This window comes from Sinorhizobium numidicum (genome assembly GCF_029892045.1).
GTDB lineage: Bacteria > Pseudomonadota > Alphaproteobacteria > Rhizobiales > Rhizobiaceae > Sinorhizobium > Sinorhizobium numidicum.
Window position 1 is genome coordinate 1,875,158 of record NZ_CP120368.1, and the last position, 22,511, is coordinate 1,897,668.

Here is a 22,511-nt window from a genome sequence, read left to right on the forward strand (position 1 = left end):
TTCTTTGGTCGGGGGATCGGGCACCTCGAGCGGAGGCACAGGGTTCGGAGGGATAACTCCTGGCCCTGGCCCAGGGCCGATCGGATCAGGTACTGCATAGGACGCCATCATCAACCTCCTTTCGGTGTGATGCTGAACCCCCTGCAGTCGCAAATGTTCCTGTGGAAGTGGCCCGGGCTTACCCTGTACAGTGAGCATTCCCGCGGTTGTTGGTCAGGCGCCAGAAAGCGTCGGGCGCGGCACTCGCGCAGCATGATCGCCCGCAAGCTCCGGCGACCCCTACGCTTATAGTTTGCAGACGTTCCGCCGGAGTACCGCACGTCACGTGCGGCTCGATGCCGCCCCATTGCATGTCGCCTGATCGAGTTCCGATCCTAGTAGGCCAAGCGCAGACCGCCCGGGGTCAGAACGTCGAAATCGGGTTCAGGATATGGTCCGTACCATTGAGTGTATGTCGTGTTGCCTGCTCCAGTGCTTGCACATCCAGAGAGTGTGAAAAGTGCAATTGCCGCGGCTGCCATCAGAAATTTAACAGGCATGGTTTTTCGCCACCTAGTTGCCCAGGCCTCAAGGGCCAGACTGTAACTTTCCCTCAGATCATCTTCCTTGGCAAGCGCACCGCGAGGGTCGGGGCGCGTGTCGGATATCGAGACGAAGCTATTCCTGTCCGACCTTCGCGTCTCTATCGATCGGAAGAATAAATGGCATGGAGTCAAACAGTTAAAAGCCAATGGCGGAGGAGGTGGGATTCGAACCCACGGTACGCTTTCGCGCACGCCGGTTTTCAAGACCGGTGCCTTAAACCGCTCGGCCACTCCTCCGGGCAGCGCGTTATTGCGCGAAGCGAGCCACGTTTGCAAGTTTTAACCGGCGAGGCCGCGCGATTTTCTTGACGCGCAATAAACGGGTGGCCGGCGCGCCTGTCGTACCGTCTTGTCGAGGACCGACTCGGTATTTGCCTACCGCAGACGGCGCTCCGGTCGACCATGATCTGTGGTTGCTTTGCTCCCGTGCGCCTTCGGCGTCATCTTGGCGGTGGCGTATGAGGCCATGGCTGTGGACTTGCCGGACCACGAATTGTGGGCCTGCTGCGCGACGTAGAAAACGAGTGCGAAGGCGGCGTTTAACTCGAGCATTTCCTCTACGGCTGAAAGAGCCCTGGAGTCGGTGGCGACGTCGATGACCTGCGCGAGGCCGATGAATCCTATGTGGAGAAAGATGAGGATGTGATCCGTCAACCACGAGCCTGCGCCCCTCAGCCCGTTCCCCAACTGCCTGGCGGCAAACAGCATCGCGCCCGCAGACACGGCAAGCATCAGCCCCACCCACAGCCAGGCGAGGATCGAGCTGATGCCGTTCAACAACCGGTAAGCCAGTATCAACAGGTCGTGGAAACCGTCCAATTCGCCGCCGCCATAGAGCTCCGGTGGCTCAAATCCGAAAACCCTGGAGCCGAAGCTGGTTTCGTCCAATAACTCGGCGAGTCCGATCAGCCCTGCCACTACGAGCGGCGTGCGCAAGCCCCATATTGCCGATGCCGCTCCCGCTCCGAACGCGGCTATCGCCAGGCACACGACGCTCGCCATCTCGATGATGCCGTCCTCCTGCAGGAGCAGGGGACGGACGTGCGGAACGAGAACCGCCGCGGAGGCAGCAGCAAGGGTGCAGAACCCTATTGCGGCCAACGCGCAGACCAGCAGCCGGGATTGGTCGGTCGACCGGGCCAGCCGCGGATCCGCCAAAGCAATGGCCGCGGCTTCACTTGCGGTTTCGGCATGGCGGCCTCTTTCCTGCGTGATCTGTGCCAAGGTGTCTTCCCTCTGTAACAAAACTGCCAAGAAAACGTCACATAAGGCCGCTTTCCGGCGAGGGAAGGGCGAGGCGGCAAATGACCTAAAGCCGCGCTCATGCCTTTATAGGCGACCCCCTGGCGGACCGCCGCAGGACCGCAATGGTGAGGCGCACACCGCGCCGCCACCTTCATCGCCAGGCTTTGTGCGGCTGCCTTGCCTTTACCTTTCGTAAACCATAAGGCGAGGTTTCAGGCACACCTTCGTCTCTTGGTTCGCAATTTCGCCTTGTTGTTGTCATGATTAGCCGACTGTCTCGTTTCGAGACGCCGAGATTTCCGCGGGGGCTAGAGCGGAATGTTTCGGGTACGGCTTTGCGAATCACCTTGTGGGACAGATGACATCCAGTAGAAATGCGGCATATCTTGTGAGGGGATTACGTCTCGCAGCAGTTCCTCTGCTTTGTGCGGCGCTTGCCGCGTGCGGCTCGACGTCCAGCATCAAGAAGACCAAATCGCGCAGCAAGGAATACTTCGCCGAATCTGTTTACGGCGTCAAAGCGAGCCCGCGTGTCGCCACCGGACGCAACATCCCGAAGGGCGGCGGTCGCTACCAACTCGGCGGGCCCTATCAGGTCAAGGGCAAGTGGTACCAGCCGAAAGAGGATTTCGGTTACAGCAAGACCGGCATGGCTTCGTGGTATGGATCCGCCTTTCATGGGCGGCTGACTGCGAATGGCGAAGTCTACGACAAATACCATCTTTCGGCCGCGCACCCGACCTTTCCGCTGCCGAGCTATGCCCGCGTCACGAATCTTGAGAATGGCACTTCGGTCATCGTGCGTGTCAATGATCGCGGTCCCTATGAATATGGGCGGATAATCGACGTTTCCTCGAAGACCGCCGATCTTCTGGACATAAAGGGCAAAGGCAGCGCCAAGGTTCGCGTGCAGTATGCCGGCCGCGCGCCGCTCGAAGGCAACGATATGCCCTATCTTATGGCTTCCTATGTCAAGAAGGGCGATCGCAGTCCGGGCGTTATGCCGGAGGGGCAGATTGCGACCGGCGTCATGGTCGCCTCCAACGAGCCGTTGCGCAACCAGGTTCAGGATCTCGGTACCGTGACGATCCCTCGGAAATCGACGGTTGATACTGGCGTGCCGGTGACCGCCCTTGCGGAGCCGACGCAGGGCTCTGGGACGCCGCGGGCACTCACGGATTTCGTGATGCTGCCGGAGATCGGACCGATTCCGACGGAACGGCCGGAATTGATCCCACTGCCGAACGGTAACATGGCCTATGCTGCTGCGGCTTACGTCGAAGTTCGCGTCAGCGACAAGGCCTCGCCGTTCGAGGCGATCATGGTCGATCCAAATCCGTTGACGCCCGATTCCATTCTTGCCTATGCGAGACGGCAGAATAGGAGCACTTCCGCGAATTGACGCCGGTTGAACCGGGCGCAGCGCGCTGCTATGCCCGTGAAGAAACCGGAGTTTCTCATGTGCATGAAGTTGCTAGCGGTTGCAGCCCTTCTGGCGGCGATCGTTTTTGGGGAAGCCGCAGCGCAAACGGCTGCGTTCGACACCAAGGCGAAGCAGATCTATCTCGTCGATGCCGAAACGGGAACGGTGCTTTTCGCACGCGGCGAGGACGAACCGGTGCCGCCCGCCTCGCTCGCCAAACTGATGGCGATGGAGGTTGTTTTTGAGGCGTTGGACAAGGGCGAGTTGACGCCCGAGACGACTTTCGAAGTCTCCGAGCATGCGTGGCGGACGGGCGGCGCTCCCTCCGGTACATCCACGATGTTTGCTGCGATCAAGTCCAAAATCCGCGTCGCGGATCTCATCCTGGGCGCCACGGTGCAGTTCGCGAACGACGCCTGCATTATTCTGGCCGAGGGAATGACCGGGAGTGAAGCAGCCTTTGCCAAGCGCATGACCGCGCGTGCGCGCGAACTCGGGATGCCGGTCGCGAACTTCAATAACGCTACCGGCCTGCCGGACCCCGCAAACAGCATAACGGCGCGGGAGGTGGTTACGCTGATACGACATCTGCATGAGGCCCATCCGAATTTCTACCGTCTCTATTCCCAGCCCGAATTCGAGTGGAACAAGATCCTTCAGCGCAACCGCAATCCGCTGATTGCTGCCAATGTCGGCGTAGATGGCCTGGCGACGGGATTTGCCGAAGGGTACGGCTTCTCGGTCGCGGCGTCGATGCGGCGCGGCGACCGCCGGGTATATCTCGCCATGGGCGGGCTCGAGAGCGACAAGGAACGCACCGAGGAAAGCCGCCGCGTGCTCGATTGGGCGATGACCGCTTTCGAGAAACGGCGCATCTTTGCTGAAGGCGAGACGATCGGCGAGGCGAGCGTCTATGGCGGGGCGGCGTCCCGTGTGCCTCTCGTCGCCGGTGGGCCGGTCGATGTGTTGCTCCCCGTCAACAATCCTGAGCGGCTGACGGCCCGCATCGTTTATAAATGGCCGCTCTCGGCGCCGGTCGCAGCCGGCCGGCAAGTGGGAGTGGTCAGGCTCTGGAATGGCGACAAGCTGTTGCGGGAAGTTCCGGTCAGAACGGCCAACGCCGTCGAGGTCGGTACGCTCACCAGTCGCTCGATCGACGCGCTGCAGGAACTGCTTTTCTTCTGGCTGTAACAAATGCAAGCTGCGGCGGTTTCTTCCGCCGGACCATTCGGTTAAACAGGGCCGATACGCACGTCGATCTGGGAAAACATGTGTCGTTGACAAAGGGTTTGTTTGTAACGTTCGAAGGCGGGGAAGGGGCGGGAAAATCGACCCAGATGCGCCTCCTTGCCGATTCGCTGAGCGCGCGTGGCTACCGCGTGCTCACGACCCGTGAACCTGGAGGCTCCGTCGGAGCGGAGGCGGTTCGCCACGTGTTGCTGTCCGGTGCGGCCGAGCCCTTCGGCGTTCGCATGGAGGCGATACTTTTCGCGGCAGCGCGCAGCGACCATGTCGAGGAGGTGATCCGCCCGGCACTTCGGAAGGGGATCATCGTCCTTTGCGATCGCTTCATGGATTCATCCCGTGTCTACCAGGGTGTAACCGGCAATCTCGAGCCGGCTTTCGTCGAGACCCTGGAGCGCGTCGCCGTCAATGGCGTCGTTCCCGATTGCACGATCATCTTCGATCTTCCCGCTGCCGTCGGGCTCGAGCGTGCGCGCCGCCGCGCCGCCAATGACAGCCCCGACCGTTTCGAGAAGGAGCAACTAGAGACGCACGAGAAACGGCGCGAAGCCTTTCTCGATATTGCCGAAGCAGATCCTGAGCGTTGCCGCGTCGTCGACGCGACACGACCGCCCGACGTCATCGCAGCGGAAGTCCGGGAGCTTATCGAAGCGTTGTTGCCACGTCTTGGCGAGCCGGGACCGCCGAATGCGGAAGCGGCATCATGACGACGGAGCGTGCGGGCGTGCTGGAGGGTGCGATAGCACCGGCAGAAAACAACAAGCTCTTTGGCCACCTCCAGGCCGAAGCCTTCCTTGCTCAGAGCTACAAATCCGGCAAGGGGCATCACGCGGTCCTGATCGAGGGACCTGAAGGCATCGGCAAGGCGACGCTCGCCTTCCGATTTGCCAATCACGTGTTGAGCCATCCGGAGCCTGCGGAGGCGCCTGACAGCCTCGTCGATCCCGATCCGGCTTCGATCATTACCCGGCAGCTTGCGTCCGGCGCCTCGCACAACCTGCTGCATCTTACACGACCGCTGGACGAAAAGACGGGCAGGGCGAAGGGTGCGATCACCGTCGACGAGGTGCGCCGCGCCGGCAAGTTTTTTGGGCAGACATCCGGCACCGGAAACTGGCGCATCGTCATCATTGATACGGCCGACGACCTCAATCGGAATGCGGCCAATGCGATTCTGAAGATCCTGGAGGAGCCGCCGCGCCGTTCGCTGTTCCTCGTGCTGACCCATGCGCCCGGCAAGCTGCTGCCGACCATTCGCTCGCGCTGCCTGCCTTTGAGGCTGAAGCCGCTGGATAAGGAGCCTATGCGCCAGGCGCTTGCGCATCTAGGTTTCGATCTGACGGGCCCAAATGCCGATCGGATTCTCTCTGCGGCGAACGGCAGCGTCTCCGAGGCGCTGAAGCTGCTGAACTACGGTGGCCTGGATATCGCCGCGGCTTTCGAAGAAATTCTTTCGGGACAGGGCCCCGCCGTTCGCAAACAGATGCACAAGCTCGCCGACATTCTCGCGGCGAAGGACAGCGAAACGATTTTCGACTTTTTCTCCTCACTGCTTATGGGGCGCGTCATGCAGCTTGCACGGGATGCTGCAACCGCCGGCGATCTCGAAAGGGCCGAGCGGCTCGCGAGGCTCTCCAGCGGCTTTGCGGAGCGCCTGACGGTGAGCGACGCTTATAATCTTGATCGCAAGCAGACGATCCTGGCGTTGCTGGATGACCTGAAGAACGCGTTATAGGAAGGGGCTGAATTTCCACTTCCGCTCGATCGCTGCGGCGAGGTCGATATCGTTGCGGTATGCGAAGAGCAGGATATGGCCGAGCAGGTCCGCTGTTTCGTCGGCAAGCGATCGGCGCAGTTCCTCCGGCGATTTTCCGCCGATGCGTCCCCGTCCGCTGAGTTTGTTCCAAGCCTGTGTCAGTTCGCCCATTTCTTCCTGCAGTTTCAGGATGTACCAGTCTCATCGCACAGGACGCCGTGCTCGGCCGCATAGGCAGCCGACGCTTCCTCGAATTTGCGCTTAAGCTCGCTGAGCACGGCACTCCCCCTTTTTGTTTGTTTCTGTTTTGTTCTTGTTTGTCGTGTGTGTGTCAACAGGCTGCCGCTCGTGCTGCGCCATTCTCCAAGGAGGTTTTTCTAGCACCGGCGGTTCCCTACCTGAAGGCGATGCGCTAATAGCTGCGGTAGTTCCTGACCCGAGATATATCGAAGCCATCATGAGAGATACGTCCCCCTTCTACATCACGACCGCGATTTCCTATCCGAACGGCAAGCCGCATATCGGCCACGCCTATGAGTTGATCGCGACGGATGCGATGGCGCGCTTTCAGCGATTGGACGGGCGCGAGGTCTTCTTTCTGACCGGAACGGATGAGCATGGTCAGAAGATGCAGCAGACGGCGAAAAAGGAAGGCATTTCACCGCGGGAGCTCGCCGATCGCAACTCGGCCGAATTCCAGAAGATGACGCGGCTGTTGAACGCGTCGAACGATGATTTCATTCGCACCACCGAAAAGCGCCACCACGAAGCCTCGCAGGATATCTGGATCCGCATGAGCAATGCGGGCGACCTTTACAAGGACTCCTATGCGGGCTGGTACTCCGTCCGCGACGAAGCCTATTACCAGGAGAACGAGACCGAGTTGCGCGGCGATGGCGTGCGCTACGGACCGCAGGGTACGCCGGTCGAATGGGTGGAAGAGGAAAGTTATTTCTTCCGCCTGTCCGCCTATCAGGAAAAACTCCTCAAGCACTATGAGGAAAACCCGGATTTCATCGGTCCGGCCGAGCGGAGAAACGAGGTCATCTCCTTCGTCAAATCGGGTCTCAAGGATCTTTCTGTCTCGCGCACGACCTTCGACTGGGGCATCAGGGTTCCGGACGACCCTGCCCATGTCATGTACGTCTGGGTGGACGCGCTGACCAACTACATCACCGCGACGGGTTATTTGACGGATCCGGCGGGGCCACGTGCAAAATTCTGGCCGGCGGACATCCACGTCATCGGCAAGGACATAATCCGCTTCCACGCCGTCTACTGGCCGGCCTTCCTGATGTCGGCCGGACTGCCGCTGCCGAAGCGTGTCTTTGCCCACGGCTTTCTGCTCAACAAGGGCGAGAAGATGTCAAAGTCGCTCGGCAACGTGGTCGATCCGTTCAACCTTGTCGAGCATTTCGGTCTCGACCAGATCCGCTATTTCTTCCTGCGCGAAGTGTCGTTCGGCCAGGACGGCAGTTACAGCGAGGAGGGGATCGCGACACGCATCAATTCCGATCTTGCCAATGGCATCGGCAATCTCGCCAGCCGCTCGCTGTCGATGATCGTCAAGAACTGCAATGGTCAGATCCCTGTCTGCGGACCGCTGACGGATGAAGACAAGGCAATGCTCGCCGCCGCAGATTCGTTGATTGGGACTACGCGCGACGAGATGGGCAAGCAGATGATCCATCGTGCACTCGCCGCAATCATCGCGGTCGTTTCCGAAGCCGATCGTTATTTTGCCGGTCAGGAGCCGTGGGCGCTGAAGAAGACGGATCCGGAACGGATGGCAACGGTGCTCTACGTCACCGCCGAAGTCGTGCGCCAAATCGCGATTCTCTTGCAGCCCTTCATGCCGGAATCGGCGGGAAAGCTGTTGGACCTCGTAGCCGTTCCGGCCAGCAAGCGTGACTTCGCCGAGCTCGGCGAATCGGGTCGGTTGGTCTCTGGAGCGCCGCTCGAAGCGCCGAAGCCCGTCTTCCCGCGCTATGTCGCGCCGGAAACTTAAGTGAGCGCCAACGCATGCTGATCGACACCCATTGTCATCTGGATTTTCCCGATTTCGAAGCTGAGCGCGATTCAATCGTGGAACGCGCCCGTGACGCTGGCGTGACCCAGATAGTGACGATTTCCACGCGCGTGAAGCGGTTCGACAGTATTCTCGCGATCGCCGAGGCCTATTCGAACGTCTTCTGCTCCGTCGGTACCCATCCGCACAACGCCGATGAGGAGATCGACGTGACAACCGAGGATCTCGTTCGCCTCTCGGCGCATCCGAAGGTGGTTGCGATCGGCGAGGCGGGACTTGATTATTACTACGACAATGCGCCGCGCCATGCGCAGGCCGACGGGCTTCGCCGGCATATAGCGGCGGCGCGGGAGACCGGGCTGCCGCTCGTCATCCACAGCCGCTCGGCGGATGACGATATGGCCGCCATCCTGACCGAGGAAACGGGGAAGGGCGCCTTCCCTTTTCTTCTCCATTGCTTTTCCTCCGGCCCGAAGCTTGCTCGCGTCGGCGTCGAACTCGGCGGTTACGTTTCGTTCTCGGGCATTTTGACGTTCCCGAAATCGGCAGAATTGAGGGATATCGCCAGGACGGTCCCGCGCGACCGAATGCTCGTGGAGACGGACGCACCTTATCTGGCGCCGAAGCCTTTCCGCGGTAAGCGCAACGAGCCGGCTTACGTTGCGCATACGGCGGAGGTGCTAGCGGAGACGATCGGCGTATCGAAGGTGGAGATAGCGGAAATTACCACGGAAAACGCCTTCCGCATCTTCTCGAAAATGCCGAGACTCTGAGGTGGCGTTCCGGCGGGTCTTCACCATTCTCGGGTGCGGTTCTTCGCCGGGTGTGCCGCGCATTACCGGCGATTGGGGCGCATGCGATTCGTCTAATCCGCGCAACCGCCGTATGCGTGCGGCGCTTCTTATAGAACAATTTGCGCCCGACGGCAGCAAGACAACCGTCGTTATCGACACGGGCCCGGACTTCCGTGCCCAGATGATCGCGGCCAATGTGCGCCATATCGATGCGGTGCTCTATAGCCACGCGCATGCCGATCATCTGCACGGTATCGACGATCTTCGCGGTTTCGTCATCGAGAATCGCAGGCGCGTGCCGATCTGGGCAGATACGCTTGCAATGGCCCGAATCCGTGAAGGCTTTCATTACTGTTTGGAATCGCCGCCCGCGAGCGGCTATCCGCCGATCGTGGAGCCTCACATCATTGCGGACGACCTGCCGCTGATCACAGTGCACGGCGCCGGCGGCCCGATCTCGTTCGAGCCGTTGATGCAGTTTCACGGCAACGTTCATTCGCTGGGTTTCCGCGTCGGTGATTTTGCCTATTGCACCGATGTCAGCGATTTTCCGCCGGAAACCGTCGGCAAGCTCGGTGATCTCGATCTGCTGGTAATCGACACGTTGCAGTACAAGTTTCATCCGAGCCATCTGTCGCTGGTGCAGTCGCTTGGCTGGATCGCGAGGCTTCGGCCGAAGCGCGCAGTGCTGACCCATATGCATGTGCCGCTGGACTACGAGACGGTCTGCAACGAAACGCCCGATCATGTCGAGCCGGCTTATGACATGATGCGACTGGAGTTCGAGATCGACATGCCGTCCGCTGATGAGGCGTGAGCTGGTATTGAGAATTCAAGCGCTAAGCCGTTGATTTCGCATACTTGTATCCGTCGACGTAAGTATCTGTGAGTTCCATAATCTATCTTATGCGACTTCGCCCTGTAGCCGCAAAGTTAAAGTGTCCTGTTCCTGCAAAGTAAGAATGTCACTCTCCCCGCGTTTTGATGACGTGGGAGATTGCGGATGGGATTGATTGCGATGAGCGAGCGCGACCTGCAGCGGATTGAGGTTTTGTCGAAGGTGGTCGACGGCCGCATGACGCTGGTGTCGGCGGCGCATGTCCTGGGCTTGAGCACGCGTCAGGTTCGCCGGCTCCTGGAGCGGATCCGGACGGATGGTGCGGCATCGATCCGGCACAGAGCGATCGGCCGCCCATCGAACAACCGGATTTGCGACGGCGTGCGCGATTATGCCATGGCGATCGTGCGCGAGCGCTATGCGGACTTTGGTCCGACACTGGCGGCCGAGAAGCTTGCCGAGCGCGACGGGCTGACGGTGTCGCGCGAGACCTTGCGCCAATGGATGGCGGCGGCCGGTCTGTGGCTGTCGCGCAAGCAGCGCCGCACCTTTCACCAGCCGCGGCCGCGGCGCGAGGCCTATGGTGAACTGGTGCAGATCGACGGTTCCGAGCATCGCTGGTTCGAAGATCGCGGTGCCCCATGTTCGCTGCTGGTGTTCATCGATGATGCGACCGGCAAGCTGATGCAGTTGCGCTTCGTACGATCGGAAAGCGCGTTTACGTATTTCGAGGCGCTGGAGCTCTATCTGAAGGCGCATGGTGCTCCGGTCGCCTTCTATTCCGACAAGCATTCGGTGTTCCGGGTGGCGAAGAAAGACGCCAAGGGCGGCCAGGGCATGACGCAGTTCGGGCGTGCGCTTTCAGAGCTAAACATCGAGATTCTTTGCGCAAACTCGAGCCAGGCGAAGGGCCGGGTCGAGCGGATGAACCGGACGCTACAGGATCGGTTGATCAAGGATCTGCGTCTGGAGGGCATCTGCGGGATGGACGACGGCAACGCTTTCCTGCCTCGGTTCATGGAGCGCTATAACCGGCAGTTTGCCATTTCCCCTGCCCGGCCTGATGACCTGCACCGGCCGATGAACCTTGCCCCGGATCGGCTGCGCGAGGTCCTGTGCAAACGTGAGCAGCGTTATGTCGGTGCGCAACTGACGTTCTCCTACGAGCGCCAGCGGATCATGCTGGAAGAGAACGAGGTGACGCGTGGGTTGGTCGGACGCTATGTCGAGACCTACGCTTTCGCCGATGGCCGGCTGGATGTGCGCTGGAAGGGGCATTCCCTGCCCTGCCGGGTGTTCGACAAGGACCAGCGGGTGACGCATGCGGCGATCACCGAGAACAAGCGGCTTTCCGATGTGCTGGCCTATATCAAGGAGCGCCAGGACGAGCGGCCGGCGCCGAAGGTGAAGACCAACAGCGAGAAGATTGGCTACACGCCGCGCGGTCGCAAGCCGGGCAAGCGGACGGATTTCATGAACGATCCCGCGATCATTGCTCGGCGGCGGCAGGCGCTTTCCCAGCAAAGTGCGGTGGAGCAAGGGCAACCCTACCCGGCACAGTTCAATGGAGAATAAACTCGGAATGCATGTTTGATTCCAGCTTTAAACAGGCAGGCCACAAGGGTGTCTTGTGGTAGGTTCCGTGCTGCCAAATAGTCAGCCCCTCGCGTTCTTCGTGCAGCAATCCCAGCCAGCACAGCGGGCGAATGATATCGTAGCGGAGCGCCGACCTTTCCGCCCAGGTTTCGACAGTCATTTCTGCTGGCTCCGGGTACGATTCGCTCGGGTATAGCTCGTTCGCCAGTTCGTCCAACGAACAGCCCGTTTCTGCTTTCATATTGATAAGATTGAGAAAGACGTGCCACCAACGCATCCGATTGCGGACAGCCTCCTGCGTCTGCCCGTGGTGGATATAAGCATAAAGGTAATCCGTCGCGATCAGATCGAAGAAGGCCTGCGGTCTCGCCAAAAAGTCCTGGCCACGTTTTGTGGGCAGCAGGACGTCTTTTTTCCGGCGAAGAAGCTTTAGATGTCGGACCATATCCCGTACCACCCAGAGCGGCGGCATGTCGGCTTCATTGAGGACCTTATTCATCCTGTACAGGTCTTCGAATGTGTACCCGGGCCAATCGAAATGAACGGCGGCCCAGTGCACGAACTTGCGATTCATGGCGCCCGTCGCTGTTAATCCAATGCCATTGTGAGTGTCGGCATAGGATATCGTCACGATCATCCCGCGAAGCAGCGGCGACAGCGCGGCTACATCGACATCACCCATCAGCCTGATTTCCGGAAGCATCGCGAGATCCTGGCCCAGCACATACAGCTGCCTGCAACATCTACCAGGAACGCAATAAATGAAACTGAGAAAGCTAAAGCCGAAGGGGTGCCCTTCAGCCGCCCCCTCCCTTCCCTTGCAACCCGGCCCAGCCGGTCCGGTCGGGGGCTTGCCTCAGCGCAAGTGGAGATGCCGAGTGTCGTATTTCTAAATGGCTGAAGACGTATCCAAAGTGACATTTCTACTTTGCGCCACAGCGGACATTTCAACATGGCCGCCACACGCCCTGTAGCCGCAAAGTTAAAGTGTCCTGTTCCTGCAAAGTAAGAATGTCACTCTCCCCGCGTTTTGATGACGTGGGAGATTGCGGATGGGATTGATTGCGATGAGCGAGCGCGACCTGCAGCGGATTGAGGTTTTGTCGAAGGTGGTCGACGGCCGCATGACGCTGGTGTCGGCGGCGCATGTCCTGGGCTTGAGCACGCGTCAGGTTCGCCGGCTCCTGGAGCGGATCCGGACGGATGGTGCGGCATCGATCCGGCACAGAGCGATCGGCCGCCCATCGAACAACCGGATTTGCGACGGCGTGCGCGATTATGCCATGGCGATCGTGCGCGAGCGCTATGCGGACTTTGGTCCGACACTGGCGGCCGAGAAGCTTGCCGAGCGCGACGGGCTGACGGTGTCGCGCGAGACCTTGCGCCAATGGATGGCGGCGGCCGGTCTGTGGCTGTCGCGCAAGCAGCGCCGCACCTTTCACCAGCCGCGGCCGCGGCGCGAGGCCTATGGTGAACTGGTGCAGATCGACGGTTCCGAGCATCGCTGGTTCGAAGATCGCGGTGCCCCATGTTCGCTGCTGGTGTTCATCGATGATGCGACCGGCAAGCTGATGCAGTTGCGCTTCGTACGATCGGAAAGCGCGTTTACGTATTTCGAGGCGCTGGAGCTCTATCTGAAGGCGCATGGTGCTCCGGTCGCCTTCTATTCCGACAAGCATTCGGTGTTCCGGGTGGCGAAGAAAGACGCCAAGGGCGGCCAGGGCATGACGCAGTTCGGGCGTGCGCTTTCAGAGCTAAACATCGAGATTCTTTGCGCAAACTCGAGCCAGGCGAAGGGCCGGGTCGAGCGGATGAACCGGACGCTACAGGATCGGTTGATCAAGGATCTGCGTCTGGAGGGCATCTGCGGGATGGACGACGGCAACGCTTTCCTGCCTCGGTTCATGGAGCGCTATAACCGGCAGTTTGCCATTTCCCCTGCCCGGCCTGATGACCTGCACCGGCCGATGAACCTTGCCCCGGATCGGCTGCGCGAGGTCCTGTGCAAACGTGAGCAGCGTTATGTCGGTGCGCAACTGACGTTCTCCTACGAGCGCCAGCGGATCATGCTGGAAGAGAACGAGGTGACGCGTGGGTTGGTCGGACGCTATGTCGAGACCTACGCTTTCGCCGATGGCCGGCTGGATGTGCGCTGGAAGGGGCATTCCCTGCCCTGCCGGGTGTTCGACAAGGACCAGCGGGTGACGCATGCGGCGATCACCGAGAACAAGCGGCTTTCCGATGTGCTGGCCTATATCAAGGAGCGCCAGGACGAGCGGCCGGCGCCGAAGGTGAAGACCAACAGCGAGAAGATTGGCTACACGCCGCGCGGTCGCAAGCCGGGCAAGCGGACGGATTTCATGAACGATCCCGCGATCATTGCTCGGCGGCGGCAGGCGCTTTCCCAGCAAAGTGCGGTGGAGCAAGGGCAACCCTACCCGGCACAGTTCAATGGAGAATAAACTCGGAATGCATGTTTGATTCCAGCTTTAAACAGGCAGGCCACAAGGGTGTCTTGTGGTAGGTTCCGTGCTGCCAAATAGTCAGCCCCTCGCGTTCTTCGTGCAGCAATCCCAGCCAGCACAGCGGGCGAATGATATCGTAGCGGAGCGCCGACCTTTCCGCCCAGGTTTCGACAGTCATTTCTGCTGGCTCCGGGTACGATTCGCTCGGGTATAGCTCGTTCGCCAGTTCGTCCAACGAACAGCCCGTTTCTGCTTTCATATTGATAAGATTGAGAAAGACGTGCCACCAACGCATCCGATTGCGGACAGCCTCCTGCGTCTGCCCGTGGTGGATATAAGCATAAAGGTAATCCGTCGCGATCAGATCGAAGAAGGCCTGCGGTCTCGCCAAAAAGTCCTGGCCACGTTTTGTGGGCAGCAGGACGTCTTTTTTCCGGCGAAGAAGCTTTAGATGTCGGACCATATCCCGTACCACCCAGAGCGGCGGCATGTCGGCTTCATTGAGGACCTTATTCATCCTGTACAGGTCTTCGAATGTGTACCCGGGCCAATCGAAATGAACGGCGGCCCAGTGCACGAACTTGCGATTCATGGCGCCCGTCGCTGTTAATCCAATGCCATTGTGAGTGTCGGCATAGGATATCGTCACGATCATCCCGCGAAGCAGCGGCGACAGCGCGGCTACATCGACATCACCCATCAGCCTGATTTCCGGAAGCATCGCGAGATCCTGGCCCAGCACATACAGCTGCCTGCAACATCTACCAGGAACGCAATAAATGAAACTGAGAAAGCTAAAGCCGAAGGGGTGCCCTTCAGCCGCCCCCTCCCTTCCCTTGCAACCCGGCCCAGCCGGTCCGGTCGGGGGCTTGCCTCAGCGCAAGTGGAGATGCCGAGTGTCGTATTTCTAAATGGCTGAAGACGTATCCAAAGTGACATTTCTACTTTGCGCCACAGCGGACATTTCAACATGGCCGCCACACGCCATGTAGCCGGGTGGGTTCAAGGATGAAGTGCGACTTGCGATAGATACCAATGGGTTATCGCTCGCAAGGAATGTTCATGAGACGCACCTACTCCCAGATCGATATGGATGAACGTCGTAGGATCGCTCGCTGGCGAGCAGCCGGCCTGAGCGTCACCGTCATCGCCGAGAAGCTCGGACGGCATCGTTCGACGATTTTCCGCGAGCTCAAGCGCAATGCTTTTGAGGATCCGCAAATGCCGGATCTGAGCGGCTACTATTGCGTGACCGCCAACGAGATGGCACGTGAGCGCAGAGCCAAGCTGCGCAAGCTCGCCCGGTTCTCCCATGTGCGCCAATCGGTGATCGAGCGGATCATCCATGGCTGGTCGCCGCAGCAGATCGCCGGCCGCATGCGGCTGGAGCGCCATCCGATTTGCGTCAGTTACGAGACGATCTATAAGTTCGCCTATTCCGCAGACGGCCAGGCGATCAAGCTGTGGCGGCACCTGCCGGAGCGTCGTGCGAGACGTCGGCCGCGGCATGCCCGACGGCGTCACGGTCGCCGCTTCAGCCCGGAACTCAACATTCTTCATCGTCCTGAGACTGTCGCCGAACGCAAGCAGTTCGGGCACTGGGAGTGCGATCTCATTCAGTTTCGCAAGAAGTTCGGCAAGGCCAACGTGACGTCACTGGTCGAGCGGGTCAGCCGGTTTGCGGTCTTCCTGCGCAACAACGACAGGCAATCGAAACCGATCATGGACGGGCTGATCGAGGTGCTCCAACCCCTGCCCCACGCTGCTCGACGCTCCATCACCTTCGACCGTGGCACTGAGTTCAGCGAATGGCCCTATCTGCAGGCTGGCATCGGAACGCAGACATGGTTCTGCGACCCGCAGTCGCCCTGGCAGAAAGGCACGGTCGAGAACACCAATGGCCGGGTTCGCAAATGGCTTTCGAGAGAAGTGGATCCCCTGTCGATCACCGACGGCGAGCTGAAGGACATCTGCGACCGGCTCAACTCGACACCGCGGAAGTGCTTAGGCTACCGAACGCCCGCGGAAGTCTTCCGCAAGAAACTGCTCGCGCAAATGCGACGTGTCGGCTAGCGTCACACGCGCAAGTCGCAATTCGGCATGAACTTACACCGGGTGGGTTCAAGGTGATCGATCGACTGAAGGCGCATTGGTCGCCGGAGCAGATTGCCGGCCGGCTGCTCGCTGACGGAGTGAGTGCCGTTCGCGTCTGACCGGAGACGATCTATCGCTTCATCTACGGCAAGGAGAACTATGCAGTCGGGCTCTATCGGCATCTGCCGGAAGGCCGTCGCAAGCGCCGCCGACGCGGATCACGCAAGCCATGCGACGGCTTGATCCCATTTGATAATCGAATCGCGCAACGTCCTGATTTCATTGGTGCTCGCTTGCAGTTCGGCCACTGGGAAGGCGACCTGCTGATCTTCCGCCGCGAGCTCGGCGAGGCCAATGTCACCTCGCTCGTCGAGCGCAAGAGCCGTTATACCGTAATGATCAAGAATGGCAGTCGGCACTCGCGGCCGATCATGGACAAGATCGTTGATGCCTTCGCACCGCTGCCGGCCTTTGCCCGCCAGAGCTTTCACCTTCGACCGCGGCACCGAGTTTCGCGGCTTCAGGGCTTTGGAAGATGGCATCGGTGCCCGGAGCTGGTTGTCTGATCGCGGCTCACGAGTCAATCGCGTTTGAGTATGCGCGATGAGCTCCGAATGCCAGCGCGGCACGGATTCGGCAACGTCATATGGCGCATTCATGTTCTTAGTCGTCGCCCAGCGCTCCATTTTGACGTGAGAGCAATCGTATGTCGGGAACAGGGTTGTCTTCGCGGTCGGTACAAGCCCGCCGCATGATGGTCTTCGCAGGCAAGGTCTTCCTATGTTCTGCGCGCAGTCTCTGGGAGCTGCCGCCAACTTCACGGAATGGCCAGACCTACGTCCACGACAGGGACGCCTTGTCGCGCCAGAAAGGTGATGCGCGGAGAGTAATCGGCTGTCAGACCTTCATTAATGCGTTGGTGCCGGCTGAAGGATTGAAGGTTTCTCCCGTCTTGAGCATGGTATGCATGATAACCGCGAGTTTGCGGGCGACGGCCACAGCCGCCCGCTTAAAGCCAAGCCGCTCGCGCAGCTTAAGTCCCCAATTCTTGAGACTGCTCTCAGTTCTGGCACTGGTTCTCGTCAGCAGCGTTGTCGCCGCTTCGTAAAGCAGCCCGCGCAGCCGGTTGTCGCCTCTGCGTGAGATATGGCCGTCATAATCGACTTCGCCCGACTGATAGCGGCGGGTGGTCAGCCCGAGCCAGGCGCCAACCGAGCGCGAAGTTCGGAAGTTTTCCGGATCCTCGATGGCGGCGATGTAAGAGACCGCCGTAATGGCGCCGATACCTGGAACTGTCATCAACAACTTCGTAGCCGGGCTCTGCCGCGCCGCTGCAATGAGCTGACGGTCAAGAATGGCCGCACGCTTGCGAATATTGTGCCACGCATCAAGCAAGGGCAAAATGATCTGCGCCAGAGAAGTTTGCCTCTCCAGGAGCTCTCGAACATGGGTATCAAAAACCCGACCTGTGCCTTTGGGTACGATAAGGCCGAAGGTCTTCATGACACCGCGGATCTGATTGCCGAGTTGGGTTGAGAGATTCAGGAGCTGATTGCGGGCCGCCACCAACGCGCGGGTCAGCATAGCGTCAAACGACTTGACCCGAACCGCTTTGTAGAAGCCGGCTTCTGCGAGCTGCGCCAGACCATCGGCATCATTGGCATCGGTCTTGTTGAGTGTCTCGTTCAATACCTTTTGCGCGTGCCGCGCTTCAATGCAGATCGCCGGAGCCCCTTCGGCCGTCAGGGCATGATAGAACCACGTCGACAGCGGCCCCGTTTCGAAGACGACGCGCCTGGCGTGCGGCGCGTGCTTGCGGATAAGCTCGGCCAGAAGCGTTGGGTCCGAAGGGCACTTTCCCCGCCAGATCCGCTTGCCGTCCTCCCGAACCGAGATTGCTGTGTCTTTCAATGAAACATCAAGCCCAATATACTGGTCCATGGTTGCTCTCCATCTGATGTTGGGCCCGGTTTCCCATCGTGAGCCCGTTTCACCATCTTATCGGGAGCAACCACCCCCGGTAGCATCTGCTTGGGGCGGTCGCGCCGCGATTACCCCATGTTCTGCGATCCGAACTCACCGTGGCAGAAAGGCGCGGTCGAGAACACCAACAAGCGCATCCGCCGCTTCGTGCCGAGCGATACCGGCCTATCGACCGTCCGCGAGCAGCAGCTGGTCGCCCTCGCCCACCATCTCAATTCGCTACCCAGGAAGTGCCTTGGCTATCGGACACCAGCCGAGGTGTTCATGTGCATTTGCGTGATTGCGGGCAATCCCCTACCCTTCACACGCCCATGTTGCACCTGGCGTAGATCCCCACGGCAATTTAGCAATGCGACAGTTGAGCAAATTAGAGATGCGACATTTGCCGCAGCTCTGGCAGCCCTGCCCGCCACTATTCCAGAATGACGACGGCTTCCACCTCGAAGAGCATGGGGTCAATTGCAAGCTTGGGGACGGGAATCAGAGTCTGCGCCGGCAGCGCCTCGCCGAACATTTCCTTGACGTTCTTGGTCAACACCTCAAGCTTGGACATATCGTGATCGACCACGAAGATCGTGAGCTTGGCGACCTGATCCGGCCTGGCACCGAGCGCATCGAGGGCGGTGCGCAGATTTGCGTAGGCCTGCTCGACCTGGATAGCGAAGTCGGGCGACAAGTCTCCCGTGCTGTCTTGGCCGCCCTGTCCGGAGATGTAGGCCAACCGTGCTTGGCGGGGCACAATCACCGCCGTGCTGTAGCCATTCGGCGTCGGGTCGTAGAGGTTTTGTGGATTGACGATGGTCAGCTTGAGATCATTCTCATTCGCTGTCGTCGCATTGGGAACTCCCATGGTCATGATGATTAGCCCTCCGATAAGCAGATGCTTAATTGCGCGTGACATGATTTTCTCTTGGCTCTGAGGACTGCGAGCAACGTACCCTCGTGGCCTGCAGGATTGAACTTTAACTCATCGCCCACATAATTGACTCGTACGGCGTACGATTCAATTGCATCGTGCGCTGTACGAGTCAACCGTTCAGGATCGACATTCGTCGCATTGTCGGCTTAAATCGACGTTCTGATCAGCAAGGAAGACGGATGGCAGCCAAACGTAGCGGCGCTCAGAGCAAACGGTCTCAACGGGTGGGTGTGTCACTCCAGTCCGTGCAGGAGCCGCGCAGTGAACCGCCTCTCTCTCTGGAACGGATCGTAGCGGCCGCAATAGAACTGCTGGACGCCCAGGGAATCGATGGATTGAAGATGCGTCGGCTGGCCGATCGCCTCGGCTCGGGCGTGATGAGCCTATATTGGCACGTCAACAACAAAGAGGATGTCTTTGATCTGGCGCTCGACTCGGTGCTCGAATACCGCGGACCGCCGCAAATAGTTGAGTCTCAAGACTGGCGCGGAGAAGTCGTTCATATGCTCGAAGACTGGCGCGCCAGCATGCTGCGCCATCCTTGGTCGGCATTGCTGTTGCCGCGCCGGGCGCTCGGCCCGAACATCCTCAGTCGCCTAGAACTGCTGAGCAAGACCTTGTCCAGAGCCGGTGTAGCGGACGCAGATTTGAACGTTGCGATATGGTCGCTCTGGAACTATGTGATGGGCGCCACCATCACCCGGGCGAGCTTCGACCTCTCGGACGACGACAGGGCCGCCGCGCAGCAGCACCTTACACGTTGCAGCGAACGCTACCCGACAATCGAACGCTCTCGTCTGCTGTTGGATAACGATTGGGACGGCGCTTTCAGGAAAGGCCTCGACTTTCTGCTTGATGGCCTCGCTCCGAGACAATGAACACTCCTGCAACCTTCGACTTTGGCCCTAGATCGCCTCGCCCGATCGGGCGGAAGGAAGCCTGGTGGCTTGAAGAAGCGTGGCTGAGGCCATGAGCGTTCGGAGTCGCCATGTCTTGTTTGATCACCATGTCGCAGAAGGCTGGCGCATCTTTCATGGACGCCCGACGGGGTTCGTTATAAACATTCCATTTTAGAGGAGACGCAGCATGGACCGATTCACGGGCGGTTGCCTGTGCGGCAACGTCCGAATTGTGGCGTCGGGTCTCCCATACCGGGTCGGCCTTTGTCACTGTCTCGACTGCCGCAAGCATCATGGGGCCCTTTTTCACGCTTCCGCAGTGTTCCCTCAGAATGCGGTGACGATCGAGGGCGAAACACGCGACTACGCCGGGCGATTTTTCTGTCCCCGCTGCGGTTCGTCCATTTTCGCACGCACCGCGGACGAAATCGAAGTGAACCTAGGATCCTTGGATGCCCCTGACCAACTGATGCCAACCTACGAAAGCTGGATCATCCGTCGCGAGTCCTGGTTGCCGCCGTTTCCGCTCACGAGACGTTACGACCGCGATCGTGACGCCACGGGCCGCTTTGAGGAGTAGGTCGCACGAACGGTGCGCAGGCGCCCGTTACGAGTGACCGAGATGTATGGCTTGATCGCTCGAGGACAGCGCCTTCGATCACGCGGCGCGTCACTCCGGAAGACCGGCCTTGCGGTAGCCATCAACGAAATGCTCAAGCGTCGCAGCGTCGCGGAATGGCTCCGTCGCGGCCCAGTGGCGGGTTGTGAAATGCGGGTTGCCGACGAGGAACAATTCGACCTCTGCGCGCGCCTCGTCGAGCCGGCCGAGTTGGGCAAGGCTTGCCGCCAGGAAACGGCGTGAGCTTGTACGATAAGTCTCGTCCCTGCGCAGCGTCTCGACGGCGGCTTCGTACTCGCCGGCCGCATATTGCGCCTGGCCGAGCGTTAGATAGTACCAACTTGCCGGAAACGGGTTCAGCCGGAACGCCTTGCGAATGTGCTCAAGGCCCTCCTCGACCCGCCCGGCCAAGACGGCGATGTCGGATAGTGCCGCCCAGGCGTCGGCCTCGTTCGGGTCGAGCTCGATCGCCTTGGTGAATTCCGCATCCGCCTCGGCGAAGCTGCGTTCATATGCAAGCAGGTAAGCCAGGACCCAGCGGCAGCCGGCATCGTTGGGGTCGATCGCTACGGCTTTGCGCGCCGATTCCAAAGCAACGCTACGGGAAGATTCAGTTGGTCCGCCGGAATGCACCCATCCCATCCAGTGGTTTATGGCAAGCCAACGATAGGCCTCGGCGTATTCCGGATCGAGCGTAACCGCGCGCGTGAGCATCAGATGCGCTTCCCGCGCCGTCTGCGGTGAATCATCCATCAGCTTGCGCGCCCGCACGCAGAGATCGTAAGCCTCGAGATTCCTGGGCCGATTGCGCGGCGGCGATGGTGCGCGCAGCCGGCCGAGTAACGCCTCCACGATCTTGCCGGTGACTTCGTCCTGAACGGCAAAGATATCTTCCAGACTGCGATCGAAGCGTTCCGCCCATAGATGATCGCCACTCACCGCGTCGACCAGTTGGGCGTTGACGCGCACGCGCCCTGCTGCGCGTCTTGCGCTACCCTCCAGCAGGTAGCGCACGCCAAGGTCCTGTGCGATCTCGCGCACGTCCATCGCCTTTCCTTTGTAGGCAAAGGCCGAGTTGCGTGCGATGACGAAGAGGCTGGAGATCCTGGACAGGTCGGTGATCAGGTCTTCGGTCAACCCATCCGCGAAGGATTCCTGCTCGGGATCGTTGCTGAAACTAACGAAAGGCAGCACGGCTATCGACGGTTTGTTAGGCAGCGGCAATGGTTTTCGCTTCGCGCCACCGACGTGTTCGACAGGCCCCGTGAAGCGGTAGCCGACCCGCGGAACCGTGGCGATCCATTCGCCGCCGTCGGCGGCCGCACCAAGCAACTTCCGCAGCTGCGCGATCTGGACGGTGAGGTTGCCTTCCTCGACGGCCCTGCCCGGCCATGCCGCGTCCATCAACTCGGCTTTTCCCAGGATTTCGCCGGGCCGTCCGACGAGTGCCGCAAGCAGCTTCAGCCCGCGGTAACCGATGGCAACGGGATCATCGTTCCGAACGAGCGTTCCCGCACCCGGATCAAGCACGAACGGACCAAAAACAAAGCGCGACATACGGCGCATCTATAGTCCGTTTGGAAGTTTTTGAGAACTTTTTGGAAGAGCTTAATTACGACGCTGTTCGCATCCTGCAGAATTCGTCCTCTTTCAGGTCGAAGGCCCCCGGACCTTCAAACCATATGGAGGTTGCTATGAACGATACTCCCATCCTTGCATCGGCCCCGCATCAGGCAGCGCGGCCGGGAACGCCCGTGGGGCGGGCGGAACTGTCGCGTCGGCACTACAGCCCGGCGACCTTGCGAAGCATCATCGCGACCTGGGGCGAGCGGATACGCTTTCGCTGGGAACTTGAGCAAAAGTTGAAGGACGATCCCCATTTGATCGACGATATCGGCCTGACGAGACGGCAGTTCGAGGCAGAGATCGCCAAGCCCTTCTGGCAAGTATAAGGCGAATGTTGCAATGACACCGGGTCGCCAGTTTCCATGTGCCGCAGTGGTTCGCCTGCACATGCACTTG

The 22,511-nt window shown here is 60.0% G+C and carries 19 protein-coding genes, 1 tRNA gene and 3 pseudogenes; 15 read left to right on the forward strand and 8 right to left on the reverse strand.

Going from position 1 to position 22,511, the window contains the following annotated elements; genetic code table 11:
* Window positions 1–731: 731 nt before the first annotated feature.
* Window positions 732–821: transfer RNA gene (locus PYH37_RS20235), tRNA-Ser, on the reverse strand.
* A 138-nt stretch (window positions 822–959) separates the two neighbouring features.
* Complete coding sequence (locus PYH37_RS20240; protein WP_280733197.1) at window positions 960–1,808, reverse strand: hypothetical protein; 849 nt, start codon at window positions 1,806–1,808, stop codon at window positions 960–962.
* A gap of 379 nt (window positions 1,809–2,187) precedes the next feature.
* Here PYH37_RS20240 and PYH37_RS20245 point away from each other — a divergent pair, with 379 nt between their 5' ends.
* The 4 genes from PYH37_RS20245 (at window position 2,188) to PYH37_RS20260 (ending at window position 6,232) form a co-directional block, all read left to right on the forward strand.
* Window positions 2,188–3,231: a septal ring lytic transglycosylase RlpA family protein gene (locus PYH37_RS20245; RefSeq protein ID WP_280733198.1), complete on the forward strand. Its 1,044-nt coding sequence runs from the start codon at window positions 2,188–2,190 to the stop codon at window positions 3,229–3,231.
* A 57-nt stretch (window positions 3,232–3,288) separates the two neighbouring features.
* Window positions 3,289–4,443 carry a D-alanyl-D-alanine carboxypeptidase family protein gene (locus PYH37_RS20250; RefSeq protein WP_280733199.1) on the forward strand — a complete coding sequence of 385 codons (1,155 nt, stop codon included), beginning with the start codon at window positions 3,289–3,291 and terminating at the stop codon, window positions 4,441–4,443.
* A gap of 80 nt (window positions 4,444–4,523) precedes the next feature.
* Complete coding sequence (gene tmk, locus PYH37_RS20255; protein ID WP_280733200.1) at window positions 4,524–5,204, forward strand: dTMP kinase; 681 nt, start codon at window positions 4,524–4,526, stop codon at window positions 5,202–5,204.
* A complete protein-coding gene (locus tag PYH37_RS20260) occupies window positions 5,201–6,232 on the forward strand; it encodes a DNA polymerase III subunit delta' (protein WP_280733201.1) in 1,032 nt (343 codons plus the stop codon). The genes tmk and PYH37_RS20260 overlap by 4 nt, the downstream gene beginning before the upstream one ends.
* On the opposite strand, the pseudogene PYH37_RS20265 reads toward PYH37_RS20260, so the two are convergent.
* Window positions 6,227–6,531, reverse strand: a pseudogene (locus PYH37_RS20265) (pyrophosphatase). The gene PYH37_RS20260 and the pseudogene PYH37_RS20265 overlap by 6 nt on opposite strands.
* Before the next feature lie 179 nt (window positions 6,532–6,710).
* Between PYH37_RS20265 and metG the strand changes: the two are divergent.
* The 4 genes from metG (at window position 6,711) to PYH37_RS20285 (ending at window position 11,489) form a co-directional block, all read left to right on the forward strand.
* Window positions 6,711–8,261, forward strand: coding sequence for a methionine--tRNA ligase (gene metG / locus PYH37_RS20270; protein WP_280733202.1), 1,551 nt, complete (start codon window positions 6,711–6,713; stop codon window positions 8,259–8,261).
* 14 nt (window positions 8,262–8,275) lie between these two features.
* Window positions 8,276–9,055, forward strand: coding sequence for a TatD family hydrolase (locus tag PYH37_RS20275; protein ID WP_280733203.1), 780 nt, complete (start codon window positions 8,276–8,278; stop codon window positions 9,053–9,055).
* Window position 9,056: 1 nt separating this feature from the next.
* Window positions 9,057–9,893 carry an MBL fold metallo-hydrolase gene (locus PYH37_RS20280; RefSeq protein ID WP_280733204.1) on the forward strand — a complete coding sequence of 279 codons (837 nt, stop codon included), beginning with the start codon at window positions 9,057–9,059 and terminating at the stop codon, window positions 9,891–9,893.
* A gap of 186 nt (window positions 9,894–10,079) precedes the next feature.
* Window positions 10,080–11,489, forward strand: coding sequence for an ISNCY family transposase (locus tag PYH37_RS20285; protein WP_280732137.1), 1,410 nt, complete (start codon window positions 10,080–10,082; stop codon window positions 11,487–11,489).
* Here the strand turns inward: PYH37_RS20285 and PYH37_RS20290 are convergent.
* Entirely contained in the window at window positions 11,476–12,213 is a 738-nt protein-coding gene (locus tag PYH37_RS20290; protein WP_280732136.1) for a hypothetical protein, read from the reverse strand. The genes PYH37_RS20285 and PYH37_RS20290 overlap by 14 nt on opposite strands.
* A gap of 349 nt (window positions 12,214–12,562) precedes the next feature.
* Here PYH37_RS20290 and PYH37_RS20295 point away from each other — a divergent pair, with 349 nt between their 5' ends.
* Entirely contained in the window at window positions 12,563–13,972 is a 1,410-nt protein-coding gene (locus PYH37_RS20295; RefSeq protein ID WP_280732137.1) for an ISNCY family transposase, read from the forward strand.
* On the opposite strand, the gene PYH37_RS20300 is transcribed toward PYH37_RS20295, so the two are convergent.
* Complete coding sequence (locus PYH37_RS20300; RefSeq protein ID WP_280732136.1) at window positions 13,959–14,696, reverse strand: hypothetical protein; 738 nt, start codon at window positions 14,694–14,696, stop codon at window positions 13,959–13,961. The genes PYH37_RS20295 and PYH37_RS20300 overlap by 14 nt on opposite strands.
* A gap of 341 nt (window positions 14,697–15,037) precedes the next feature.
* On the opposite strand from PYH37_RS20300, the gene PYH37_RS20305 reads away from it, so the two are divergent.
* Both PYH37_RS20305 and PYH37_RS20310 read left to right on the forward strand, forming a co-directional pair.
* Window positions 15,038–16,048 carry an IS30 family transposase gene (locus tag PYH37_RS20305; protein WP_280733205.1) on the forward strand — a complete coding sequence of 337 codons (1,011 nt, stop codon included), beginning with the start codon at window positions 15,038–15,040 and terminating at the stop codon, window positions 16,046–16,048.
* Between the two features lie 62 nt (window positions 16,049–16,110).
* Window positions 16,111–16,636 (forward strand): annotated as a pseudogene (locus PYH37_RS20310) (IS30 family transposase); the annotation flags it as partial.
* A gap of 330 nt (window positions 16,637–16,966) precedes the next feature.
* On the opposite strand, the gene PYH37_RS20315 reads toward PYH37_RS20310, so the two are convergent.
* Window positions 16,967–18,010, reverse strand: a complete 1,044-nt coding sequence (locus PYH37_RS20315; RefSeq protein WP_280731917.1) for an IS110 family RNA-guided transposase — start codon at window positions 18,008–18,010, stop codon at window positions 16,967–16,969.
* A 120-nt stretch (window positions 18,011–18,130) separates the two neighbouring features.
* Here PYH37_RS20315 and PYH37_RS20320 point away from each other — a divergent pair.
* Window positions 18,131–18,381: pseudogene (locus PYH37_RS20320) on the forward strand (transposase); the annotation flags it as partial.
* 83 nt (window positions 18,382–18,464) lie between these two features.
* Here the strand turns inward: PYH37_RS20320 and PYH37_RS20325 are convergent.
* A complete protein-coding gene (locus PYH37_RS20325; RefSeq protein WP_280733206.1) occupies window positions 18,465–18,953 on the reverse strand; it encodes a RidA family protein in 489 nt (162 codons plus the stop codon).
* A gap of 197 nt (window positions 18,954–19,150) precedes the next feature.
* Here PYH37_RS20325 and PYH37_RS20330 point away from each other — a divergent pair, with 197 nt between their 5' ends.
* Window positions 19,151–19,849 (forward strand): TetR/AcrR family transcriptional regulator, encoded by a 699-nt coding sequence (locus PYH37_RS20330; protein WP_280733207.1) that lies wholly within the window; start codon window positions 19,151–19,153, stop codon window positions 19,847–19,849.
* A 208-nt stretch (window positions 19,850–20,057) separates the two neighbouring features.
* Window positions 20,058–20,450, forward strand: a complete 393-nt coding sequence (locus PYH37_RS20335) for a GFA family protein (protein WP_280733208.1) — start codon at window positions 20,058–20,060, stop codon at window positions 20,448–20,450.
* A 90-nt stretch (window positions 20,451–20,540) separates the two neighbouring features.
* On the opposite strand, the gene PYH37_RS20340 is transcribed toward PYH37_RS20335, so the two are convergent.
* Window positions 20,541–22,055, reverse strand: coding sequence for a winged helix-turn-helix domain-containing tetratricopeptide repeat protein (locus tag PYH37_RS20340; RefSeq protein ID WP_280733209.1), 1,515 nt, complete (start codon window positions 22,053–22,055; stop codon window positions 20,541–20,543).
* A gap of 128 nt (window positions 22,056–22,183) precedes the next feature.
* Between PYH37_RS20340 and PYH37_RS20345 the strand changes: the two genes are divergently transcribed.
* A complete protein-coding gene (locus PYH37_RS20345) occupies window positions 22,184–22,441 on the forward strand; it encodes a DUF1127 domain-containing protein (RefSeq protein WP_280733210.1) in 258 nt (85 codons plus the stop codon).
* Window positions 22,442–22,511 lie beyond the last annotated feature (70 nt).